At 55.4% G+C, this 12761-nt stretch carries 3 protein-coding genes; all 3 read left to right on the forward strand.

Annotated features, from left to right (window positions below):
* Positions 1-495: 495 nt before the first annotated feature.
* The 3 genes from Poly51_RS11930 (at position 496) to Poly51_RS11940 (ending at position 12748) form a co-directional block, all read left to right on the forward strand.
* Positions 496-8817 carry a DUF2341 domain-containing protein gene (locus Poly51_RS11930; RefSeq protein ID WP_146457741.1) on the forward strand — a complete coding sequence of 2774 codons (8322 nt, stop codon included), beginning with the start codon at positions 496-498 and terminating at the stop codon, positions 8815-8817.
* A 69-nt stretch (positions 8818-8886) separates the two neighbouring features.
* Complete coding sequence (locus Poly51_RS11935) at positions 8887-11388, forward strand: response regulator (protein ID WP_146457743.1); 2502 nt, start codon at positions 8887-8889, stop codon at positions 11386-11388.
* A gap of 97 nt (positions 11389-11485) precedes the next feature.
* On the forward strand, positions 11486-12748 hold the full coding sequence (locus Poly51_RS11940; RefSeq protein ID WP_146457745.1) for an HD domain-containing phosphohydrolase: 1263 nt from the start codon (positions 11486-11488) through the stop codon (positions 12746-12748).
* Positions 12749-12761: the final 13 nt, after the last annotated feature.

Consider the following 12761-nt stretch of genomic DNA (forward strand, 5'->3'; position numbering starts at 1 on the left):
CTATTTTGAACATCCGTCAGCGGGGCATTCGGAAGCGCGTGCTGCCAGACTTGTTCGGAAATCGCCGACGGTGTTGAAGTCGAAAGTCGTCCGGAACTATCGAGTGTTTGCGCAGCTGCATTCGTTGCACCCGAGATGGATGCAATAGCGGTCAGTCCGAGAATCAACTGATGATGAAGCCGCGGTTTCACGTACGTTTCCCAATCGAAAGTAGCGGTCAACACTGCGCACAAGTGTTGAGTCGCCGAGTGCACAGTCGTTTCAATCGGCAAACTCACCTCAGCGTCTTCAATCCGAATATCCGCAAAACTTGCCATCACGACCGGTTCAATCGAAAAAGTCACTAGCCATCGCCGTTGGCGACGTTCATTCCTCCACTTTTGCGTGAAACATTCCGTCGTGTGGCTTTGCGTCTCCTAGATTTCCTTCGGACGATCAAGTCTGGCTCGCGGGGGGCCAACTTCGTTTCAAGTATCCGCTGCCCACCAGACCGACATGTCAAACAACCGAAACGACTGGCAGCGACGCCGGATGACCATCGACCGATGGATCACCCAGGCGCGTCGTCTGATCGGATCGGGTGACGCCGGGCGGAACGCACGTCCATCAACAAATCTAGGACGCTTGGAACCGCGTATTCTCTTCAGCGCTACGCCGATCGATGTGGCATCCATGGGAATCGGCGCCGACACCGCCATGGTGATGGAGCTTCAACCGCAGTCGATCGACGCCGAAGTATCTCAGTCGCAATCAACAACGATCGACCAATTGGCCTCGCCCCAAACGGCAAAGCCCTACGAATTGATTTTCGTGGATTCCAGCGTCACCGACCTCAACCAAGTACTCGACGACTTTGCCGCCTCCGATCGAAACTTTGAAGTTTTCGTCTTGGGCGCCGATCGCGACGGGATTGACCAGATCACGGAAATACTTGATTCGCGAAGCGAAGTCGCCGCGGTGCATTTATTTTCGCACGCCGAAAATGGAAACGTACGTCTCGGGTCCGCCAACCTGGGTGCGACGAATCTCTCGGGTTATGCGTCGCAAATTGCTTCATGGCAATCCTCGCTGAACACGGGCGCCGACATTCTGATTTACGGTTGCGATTTGGCAGCAACCGATAACGGGCGATATTTGATTGAAGCGATCGGTTCGTTGACCGAAGCCGACGTCGCCGCCAGCGATGACGACACGGGTCATTCGTCCTTTGGCGGTAATTGGAACCTCGAATTCACAACCGGATCCATCGAGACAGAGATCGCGACCAGTGCCCAACTTCAACAAGAGTGGCTCGGAAAACTCAGTACGATTACGGTCACAACCTACAACGACATCATCAATGCGGGTGACGGATTAACGTCGCTTCGAGAGGCGATCATTGCAGCAAGCAGCGGCGATACGATCATCCTGGGGACCGGAACGTATACCGTTTCAATTTTAGGCACCGGCGAGAACAACTCGTTAACCGGCGACTTCGACATCAACAAGAGTCTCACTATTTCCGGAAACGGGGCTGGCAATACGATCATCGATGGCGGTGCCCTCGATCGGGTTTTCCATATCGATAACGCCTCCGCGATCGTTGCGTTCTCGGACGTAACAATCCAAAACGGATTCACAACCGGCAACGGTGGCGGCGTTTACATCGAGGGCGGCACTGCGACGCTGGATCGTGTGGTCATCCAGGGCAATCGTGGTGCTTTCGGCGCCGGAATTTATGTCAACAGCAGTGCGACACTGAACCTTACCGACGTCATCATCCAAAACAATGGCGACGGCGGAACCACGCGAGGCGGTGGAATTGAATCGGCCGGAACAGCGAATTTGCTGAGAGTGACATTCAGCGGAAACCAAGCCGGTTCGGGCGGAGGGATCTACACGACCGGAACGCTGGATCTGACCAACGCGACGCTCAGCAACAACAGTGCCAGCTCGTCGGGTGGCGGTGTCTACAGCACCGGTACGACAACGATCACAAATTCGACGCTCGCCTTCAACAACGCTGGTAATGCCGGCGGCATTCGCCGGCAAGCTGGATCCGTCAGCATCGTCAACACGATCATCTCAGACAACACTGTGACTTCGGCAAACGCCGACGTTCAGGGATCTTTTAGCAGCCTTGGGAACAACTTAATCCTGGACGTTACCGGAGGCAGCGGATTCGGTGGGACCGACGTGGTGGGCTCGAGTGCGAATTTGGGCCTGCTCGCCGACAACGGTGGTTTCGGGAAAACTCACGCGATCACGACTTCCAGCCTTGCCTATAACGCGGGAACCGCAACGGGCGCACCTGCCACCGACCAACGCGGCGTCGAACGCACCTCTCTTGTCGATATCGGTGCATTCGAACGACGCGAAATGAGTGCAACCTCTGAATTTCGCGTCAACACGACAACCGGATCGGTCCAAGAGACAAGCGGCCAAGATCGCGGAAGCCAACAATCGGTCGCGGTGGCAGACGACGGCAGCTATGTCGTCGTTTGGTCAAGTTTGAATCAGGACGGCGACGGTTGGGGCGTCTTCGCAAAACGTTTTGATTCATCCGGAACGGCGTTAACAGGCGACATCACCGTCGCCGATCTACCAGCAAACAATCAAAAATGGGCGCGTGTCGGGACGGCTGATGACGGCAGCTTCGTTGTGACTTGGACGCTGACCAATGCCCTCGATGTGCCGCAAGACGTGTACGCTCGGCGATTTGATGCCAACGGAGACGCGATTGGCACTAATTTTGTGGTGAACACCACGACAGGCGGCATCCAATCCAACTCAAGCATTGCGGTCAACGGTAGCGGCACGTTCATCGTCGCTTGGGAAGGCAACGGCGTAGGTGACAATGATGGAATTTTCTACCGTCGATTCAATGCGAACGGAACAGCGATCGACGGCACCGAAGTACGCGCCAACTTTGACAATATTGGTGACGAAAACGAAGCGAGCGTCGCTATCAACGATAGCGGACAATTCGCAATCACGTGGGAATCCGCAGGCGAAATTTATCTACGTCAATTTACCGCTGGTGGAACTCCGATTCCACCGACCAGTGACATCTTGGTTGACAGTACCGCTGCCGCAGCAATGGGGTCAACCGTAGAGATTGACTCGCTCGGTCGCACCGTGGTCCTGTATCGAACCAACGGATTCGCTGGACTTGGCGCTGGTGTCTGGGGGCGGGCTTTTCACGCCGATGGGACCGAGCGATTGGGACTCTTCCAAGTCAGCAATCAATCGTTCAGTTCGGACAACACGCAACCTTCGATTGCGATGGCAGACAACGGCGACTTCATCGTCGTATACCACGGCGACGATAACGGAGACGGAAACGGAAGCTCGGTGAAGTTCCGTCGATACGATGCCGACACCGGCGCAATCGCCACTGCTTCGCAGGTCAACATCAGCACCACAGGCGACCAACAGTTTTCATCCGTTGCCATGCTAGACATGGACAACTTTGTTGTGACATGGAGCGGCAACGGCACACAGTCTGGGAACACAGACACCAGCGGAGTATTCGCACGTCAATTCCATCTCGAAGCACCGACCTTGGACCTTGACTCGAATAACAGTTCGGGCGCCACCGGTATCAATTTTTCGAGAACCTTCTTCAATGGTGGCGGAGCAGTCTCGGTGGCCGATACAGACGCCACGATCATCGACTCTGACAGTACGCATCTGCAATCGCTAACGATAAGGATCACGGATCGCCAAAACGGTGCCAGCGAAGTGCTTGCGGCCATCACGTCGGGTACTTCGATCACGGCAAACTATACCGCCGGAACGCTCACGTTATCCGGTTCAGACACGACCGCGAACTACCAACAAGTGCTTCGCACGGTCACCTACAACAACAGTAATAATCCGGCGACTGGCACCAGTCGCACCATCACGTTCGTTGCCAGCGACGGGGTTTCGGTAAGCGAAATCGCAACGACCACACTGGCCATTTCCATGCCGGTCAACCAGGCTCCCACCGACATTGCGATATCCAATTCGACGGTCAACGAAAACACAAACACAGCAAGCGGATTCAGTGTCGGCGTACTCTCGGCGACGGACGCAGACTCAAGTACTCCATTCACCTGGGCAGTCGTCGGTGGTGCCGATCAAGCTCGCTTCTCAATTGGCGGGGCATCCAACAACCAATTGATGCTAACCGACGGCGTTCTGGACTACGAAGCAAAAGCTTCCTATGAAGTGGACGTTCGCGTCACCGATTCCAGCGGAAATCCCTTCGTCGAAACGCTAACCATTTCGGTCATCGACATCAATGAAGCACCCACCGTTTCGCTAAGCGTGGCCACGACACTTTTGGCCGAGGATACCGATACAACTTCCGCCATCGTCGTTTCGTCGATCACCGTGACGGATGATGCCTTGGGTACCAATACACTGACTCTTTCGGGCGATGATGCGTCGCTGTTCGAAATTGTTGGCTATGAACTAAGGCTAGTCGCGGGAACCTGGCTAGACTTCGAAACGAACAGTGCACTTGATGTCACCGTGAACGTCAATGACTCGACCATTGGCGGTACCCCAGATGACACTGCCTCACATACGATCACGATCTCTGACGTGAACGAGGCGCCCAGCGTAGCGTTGACGCCCGTCGTCGTGACGTTGAGCGAAGACACCGACACGACTTCCGCGATCGTGGTTGCGACGATCGTAGTCAGTGATGATGCTCTCGGCAGCGCGACACTTTCGCTGGCCGGATTGGACGCGGCCTTTTTCGAGATCGTTGGCAGTGACCTGCGTTTGAGGGCTGGCGCGAGCCTGGATTATGAGACGAATCCGACGCTTAACGTAACCGTACAAGTCGACGACGCCACGATCGCTGGATTCCCCGACGACTCGGCCAGCCATAGCGTGACAACCACCGACGTGGTTGAGATTCCGACGACAACCCTGAATCCGTCGGACGATACCTATCTGGATAAAGACAATCCGGACTTCAACTATGGAGTTTCCACAACGCTGATCGTTGATCACTCGGGCGGCAGCATCGGCGATTCGCGAATCTTGCTGAAATTCGATTTCAGCAGCATCCCGGTGGGTGCCACCATCACCGGCGCCACGTTGACGATGCAGGCAAACGCCGGTGCGGGAACTTTCCGAATCGGCGTCTATGAAGTCACCGAGGCCTGGGTCGAAGGCAACCAAAACGGGTCAGTTGGCTTCCCAAGCTGGGATGATCGCACGAGCACGAACGCGTGGAACGGCGGAACATTCAATTCGACCGCCGTGGCAACCTTTGATGCAACGACAACTGGACAACACGCCTGGAACGTCACCTCGCTCGTCCAAAGTTGGATCACGGGATCCACCGTAAACAACGGCGTAATCATTGGAAGCGAAGCTGGTGGCGGAAATTCATATACGTATTCCAGTCGCGACGGCGGATCGCCGCCTGAACTACAACTTTTCTATACCGTCACTAACGCAGCACCAACCGACATCGCACCCAATACGCTCTCGGTTGCCGAGAATACCGACTCGACTCTTGGCGTCAACCTTGGCACTTTAACCGCCACGGATTCGGACGCCGGCGAGACGTTCACTTGGGCAATTGTCGGCGGCACTGATGAAACGAAGTTTACGATCAACGCGTCCAATGAACTTATCTTAAGTGATGGGATGTTGGACTTCGAACGACAAGGTTCGTATTCCGTTGTCGTCCGCGTGATCGACTCGGCAAACAATATCTATGATGAAACGCTTACGGTCAGCATTACCGACCAAAACGAAGCTCCATCAGTCTCGTTGACGCCAGTGATCACGAACATTGACGAGGACAGCGACACCACGTCCGCGATTGTCGTAGCCACCATCTCGGTAACCGACGATGCCCTAGGAACCGAAACACTGTCGCTGTCGGGCGATGACGCGGCCATGTTCGAAATCGCAGGCAATCAGCTTCGACTTATCGCCGGGGCATCCTTGGACTTCGAAACAAACGCTTCGCTTGACGTATCCGTCAATATCGACGACGCGACCATCCCCGGCAATCCCGACAACTCTGCTTTGCACTCGATGACCGTCGGCGACACGATTGAAACCGACCCGGTCGTTGCAACCAGTGATACATACACTTTCGACGAAGATACGACATTTGATTCGTCGACGCAGTGGTTCGACGCGAACTGGTCCAATCGACGGACGCTTTCGTTTGACAACCTGAATCAAGCAAGCAACTTGACCGACATGCCGGTCTTGATCCGCATCGACGCGACGCGGATCGACTATTCCAAGACACAAAACGCAGGCCAAGACCTTCGATTTGTTGACGGCGACGGTGTACTGCTAGCCCACCAAATCGAATCCTGGAACGAAGCAGGCAGTTCGTACGTTTGGGTGAAAGTTCCGACCGTCAACCAGAGTTCAAACACAGACTTTGTTTGGATGTACTACGGAAACGCAGGCGCCGCCGACGGCCAAAATACCGCGACCGTTTGGTCCGACGGTTATACCGGCGTCTATCACTTTGATTCAACGACGAACGACGCTACGGCGGTCGGTCGACACGGCGTCGATTCGGGCACGACGAATGCGACGGGCATCGTTGGGGGATCGCGATCGTTTGATGGCGTTAACGACGTCGTAAACTTGGGATCTTCCGCCGCGTTTGACAACCTTTTCGCGGGCGGGGCCACCGTATCGGCGTGGATCAACCCGAGCGGTTGGGGTGAAAATGGCTACGGTCGCATTTTCGATAAGAGCAATACCGTCTCACCGACGACGTCCGGTTGGGACCTTTCACTGGACTCAGCCAATCAGTCGCTGATCTTTGAACACGGGTTCTCTGGTGGCATCGGCCGATGGAGAGTCACACCGAACTCCATCCAACTGAACCAATGGCAGTCCGTTTCGGTAACGTTCGATAGTTCGTCCAGTGCCAACAATCCGATCATCTATATCAATGGTATCCAACAAACCGTAACGGAGAACGTGGCGCCCGTCGGAACCAGCGGTAACGATGCCGCGTTCAATCTTCTGGTCGGAAATCAGGCTGCGAACAATCGCACGTTCGAAGGACGCATCGACGAAGTACGAATTCAAGACGGCATTCAATCGCCCGACCGAATCGCTGCCGACCATCGATCCACGAACAGTGCGTTTGTCCGATTCGGATACGAACAGGATGCCGCTGGCGTGCTCGGAAACGACATTGCCGATTCTGACAATACGTTGGTCGCAACGTTGGTCAGTGGACCAAGTTTTGCCAGTTCGTTCTCGCTCAATGCCGACGGCACGTTCACCTATACGCCCATCGTCAACTTTGTCGGCGGGGATTCGTTCACCTACAGCACGACCGACGGTTTTTCGACCTCCAATACCGTCACCGTCAGCTTGAACGTTACCGCAATCAATGACACTCCGGTGATCACCGGTATCGCTGACCGAACGACTCAGGACAAAGTCACCGTACAACCATTCTCGACGGTGACTTTCTCTGAACTGGATGGCGAAGACGTGACCGTTACCATCACCGTGGCAGGCGGTGACATCTACGGCCAGTTCACATCCACGTCTCTTGCGTCATCGGGATTCACAAAGATCGCGGCCGGCCAATATCGACTTCTCAGCACGACCGAAACGGCTGCAACCGCGGCGATCCGACAACTGGCGTTCGTTCCCATCGAGAACCAGTCAGCGCCCGGAAGTTCGACCGTCGCCACCATGACTGTGACATCCGACGACTCGGTCTCACCAACATCACAATCCATGAATCTGTCGATCGTTTCCGTCAATGATGCACCGACGTCGGTAACGCTCGACGACGTCTTCGTCGATGAAGAAAGCAACGGTGCCATCGTCGGCAACCTATTGGCAACGGACCCCGACTTGGGTGACAACCACACGTACTCCGTTGATGACGCTCGGTTTACCGTCGTGTCGGGAGTTCTGAGGTTGAAACCGACCTTTGCGCTCGACTTCGAAACCGAACCAAGCATCGATGTCATCGTGACAGCAACCGACGACGGCGGCCAAACGACTCAGTCTTCGTTCACTGTCCAGGTCGTCGACCAAGTTGAACCTCCAGCGGCTTCGACAACAAATCCACCGACTCCCCCGGTGACAGTAATCATACCGTCATTCCAACCGTCGACGGACGATCCAACGACGTCAACCGCCACCGAGAAAGATTCCGATCGCGACGAAGACTCCAGTTCCGAATCATCCAAAGCAGATACGGCAAAGACGCCTAACGTAGTCGGGGGCGTCAACCCGGCAAACCAACAATCTGATGACGACGACGCTGGCGATGATGTACTGAGTTCGTTCGTTGCACCTACGAATGTTCTCGAAGCGGAATTCGAATCGCGAGATGCTGACGAAGCTGTGGCCTTGTTGGCGAATGAGGCGGACGGGTCGAGCGATGGCAACGACGCGAGTTCTCGATCCGTAACCAACGAAAACACCAATCAAGGCAACCGGGGCTCGGCACTGAACGTGGCATCATCCTTTACGGCCGCGCAGTTGAACTACATGGTCATGACCAAACCTGGCGCAATGTGGGATCAATTGGATGAGCAGCGAGGCAAGATTGAATCGCAAATCCAAGGCGACCTGATCGTCGTTGGCGCGACCGGCGCCGCCGCATCCAGCGTGACCGTCGGTATCGTCGCATGGGCGATTCGCAGCGGCGTTCTTGCATCGGGATTGTTGGCCCAGATGCCAGCTTGGCGAGCCGTTGACCCCTTGCTGATCATGCAAGGCGGCGGCGAAAACTCTGACGACGAGTCTCTCGAAGAACTGATGTCACGTCGAAGCGAGGCGCTCGACCAACAAGACGTCGACAGCGCAGAACCAACTTAGTCCGCCCCATCCACCCACCTCTGTTTGCGTCTGATACGACCGCTTACGTCCCACCGCTACTAACGCACTATGAAACGTCTTTACTCTCGCATCCCAGTCCGCGTTCGAATTTCAATCGGACTCGTCGCGTTGATGGTTGGCACGCTCCTTTGCGCAAGCGCATTCGGATTCTTCCCCAACGAGCAACGCGAACTGCTGCGCGGCCGCGCAAAACTGTGTGAGACCTTAGCGATCAGCGCGACAGCGATGGTCGCCGAGGAAAAAATTGAATCGCTGGACATAATTTTGCAATCGATCGTGGCGCGTGACGAACAGATCATCAGCATTGGCTTTCGAGCCGAAACGGGTGAAATGCTGGTGGCAACGGGAACACACGGTTCGACGTGGACGTTCAATCAAGAGGCCGATATCAACCGCATGTCCGTGCCCGTCTTTCGGAGTGGAAAACGATTCGGCCAGCTCGAGGTCTCGTTTGAACCCAGCGGCGGATTTCTGGGCCTCAACCATTGGGCGCCCGCTTGGTTGTTAGTCGTTTTGATCCCGGGCTGTTTGCTTCAGTTTTCGTTCTTTCTTCGGAAGACGCTCGAGAGCCTCGATCCGCACGGGGCGGCTCCAAAACATGTCCGCGACACCTTTGATCGCCTCGGCGTCGGCGTGCTGCTGATCGACGACCGTGACCGAATCATCTTGATGAACCAAATGCTTGGGGAATGCCTGCGGCGTGATGTCAAAGCCACCGAAGGCAAAAAGACGTCGTCGATTCCCTGGGTGTGCGAGGGCGAATTACCCTGGGACGAATCGCTTCGCACTGGCACGATGGTGAACGGCCGACTGATGCGAATCGAAGTCGACGGCCACCATCGGACGCTCAACGTGAACAGCACGCCCATCATCGGCTGCGGCACGATGGTGACGCTCGAAGACATCACAGTGCTAGAGGAGAACAAAGTTGAGTTGGCGAAGGCTCGTGACGCTGCGGAAGCGGCGAACCAATCCAAGAGCGCATTCCTGGCCAACATGAGTCACGAGATACGCACACCCATGAATGCGATCCTCGGGTTCACCGAAGTCTTGCGACGAAACATCGAACACGACGAAAGCAAACGTCGCAAACATCTCAATACGATTCACTCCAGCGGCACTCACCTCCTCAATCTGATCAACGACATCCTGGACTTGTCGAAAATCGAGGCCGATCGCTTGGAAGTCGAATCGATTCCGGTCGAGGCAGATCGAATCGTTGCTGAAGTTGTCACGGTCATGCGAATTCGCGCCGAAGAGAAATCAATTCCGCTGGAATACGAATTCGATGGTCTCATTCCAACCGCAGTATTGAGCGATCCGGCACGCATTCGACAAATATTAACCAACCTTGTTGGTAACGCCATCAAGTTCACCGAACAAGGCGGCGTTAAAGTCGTTGTACGTTGGGATGACGATCCCACGCAACCGAGAATGATCTTCGACGTTGTCGACTCCGGCATTGGCATGTCGCCCGAAGCAGCAAAGAAAATCTTCGATCCGTTCTCGCAAGCCGATGCGAGTGTGACGCGACGTTTTGGCGGCACGGGACTTGGACTTTCGATCAGCAAGCGGTTCGCCGAAGCTCTTGGCGGTGGAATCACGGTGGCCAGTCGAGCAGGGCACGGTAGCGTTTTTACGGTCACGATCGACGGAAAATGCGCGGACGGCGCGACGCTTCGCCAACCCAACATCGACGAATTGGAATCTGCATCCGAGATCGAAACCCGTTTGGCGATTCGATTGCCAAACTTGCGAGTCCTGTTGGTCGACGACGGCCAAGAAAACCGGGACTTGATGAGCGTGATCTTGGAAGAAGCGGGTGCCACGTACGCGACGGCCGAGAACGGGCTGGAAGCGATGGAATTAGCCCACAGTGCCGAGTGGGACGTCATTCTGATGGATATGCAAATGCCGGTCATGGACGGCTACACCGCGACACGGAACCTTCGTGCCGAGGGTTACAGCGTCCCCATCATTGCCTTGACCGCCCACGCGATGCAACACGCCGAACAAGAATGCCGAGACGCCGGATGTACGGGTTTTCTGACGAAGCCCGTCGACTTTGACAGGCTGATCTCGATGCTAGCCGCGATCGCGGGCATTCAGGTTTCTGCCGAAGTCGAACCGGCGACGACCCCGACCGCGCACGATGGCGACGACTTACTCGCTTTGACGGCGCCCGTGATCACCGATGCTCCGATTCGTTCCACGCTGCCAATCCACAAAGAACGGTTTCGCGAGATTGTGTCGCAATTCGTCGATCGACTGGATCAACGGTTTGACGCGATCGAAGAAGCGATCGCAAGCGAAGACCGCAGCGCGCTGACCGAGATGGGTCACTCCCTGAAAGGCTCGAGCGGCAATTGTGGTTTCGCTGATTTGTCCGAACAAGCGGCTCAACTGGAAGTGCTTGGAAGGGACGGTGAATGGAATGCGATCATTGAAACGTTGTCCGAACTAAGACGGATGCGAAGCCGCATTGTGGTTCCCGAGGCAATCCAAGCCGAGAAAACCGAAACATCCGTTACAACCGATTCGCTGTCATAAAATACGCATCCAGCTTTCTTTCCCGAATCAAGCAAGACGCGACTTCAACCTACGCTTTCGAAGATAGCTTCGTAAACAGGCCTCACCGCTACCGATCATGAACGACACATCCGCCATCGCCGGTCCATCGAGCAACGTGTTCAGCGTTGCTGCCGACGACCCAACGAAAAGCGCTCTCTTATCGGAGACGACGTTCTCGCCGATGTCGTTAGAACGTGACGGCGCAGCGGTGCGCGAATCGCAGGTACTGATCGTCGATGACGAAGACACCAACATCGAAATCGTTCGTGCGTACTTGGAAGAAGACGGGTTTTCGAAGTTCATCACCACGACGGATTCGACCAGCGCGATGGAGTTGATTCAGAATCATCGCCCGGAAATCGTCCTGCTAGATATCAACATGCCTAAGGTGTCTGGTTTGCAGATTCTGGAAGCGTTGAAAGCCGATCCGGAACTGAAGCTGATTCCGACCGTCGTGCTGACCGCCAGCACTTCGTCCGACATCAAGCTGCAAGCCCTTCGTTTGGGTGCGGCCGACTTTTTGGCGAAACCGGTCGACCCGAGTGAGCTGATCCTTCGCGTCGAAAACGTATTGGCAGTCAAGGCGTACCAGGATCACTTGGCTCAGTATTCCGAGCAACTTGAAAAACAGGTCCGCCTGCGGACTCGCGAACTGATTCGTTCACGACAAGAGGCGATTCACTGCTTAGCGAGAGCCGGCGAATACCGCGACGACGACACCGGGCAACACGTCTTGCGTGTGGGTCGCTACGCCGCGTTGATCGCGATTGAATTGGGCTTTCCGCGTGCCGCGATTGACTTGATCGAGCAAGCGGCTCAACTGCACGACGTCGGCAAGATCGGCGTTCCCGATTCGGTTCTGCACAAACCGGGAAAATTGGATCCACACGAATTCGATATCATGCGCGGCCACTGTGGAATCGGACGTAGGATCATCAACCCGCTTAGCCACGAAGAATCAATCCGGCTAAAACAGCACACCTCGGTAGGCATGCAGATCATGAGTTCGACGACGTCACCGGTTCTGAAACTAGCGTCGGTGATTGCCGCGACGCACCACGAAAAGTGGGACGGTTCAGGATACCCCAACGGGCTGGCGGGCAAGAACATTCCTATCGAAGGTCGCATCGTCGCCGTCGCCGACGTGTTTGACGCGTTGGGATCACAACGACCCTACAAAGCAGCTTTTCCAATCGACAAGTGCTTTGAAATCCTTATCGATGGTCGTGGAACGCACTTCGATCCGACGGTTCTTGATGCGTTTTTGAAACGCAAAGAGGATGCCATCTCCATTCGTCAAAGTTTCGTCGATGCCAGCGATGTTTCGCTACCTGAGTAAACTGCGACGGATC

This window comes from Rubripirellula tenax (genome assembly GCF_007860125.1).
In the GTDB taxonomy this organism is placed as follows: domain Bacteria; phylum Planctomycetota; class Planctomycetia; order Pirellulales; family Pirellulaceae; genus Rubripirellula; species Rubripirellula tenax.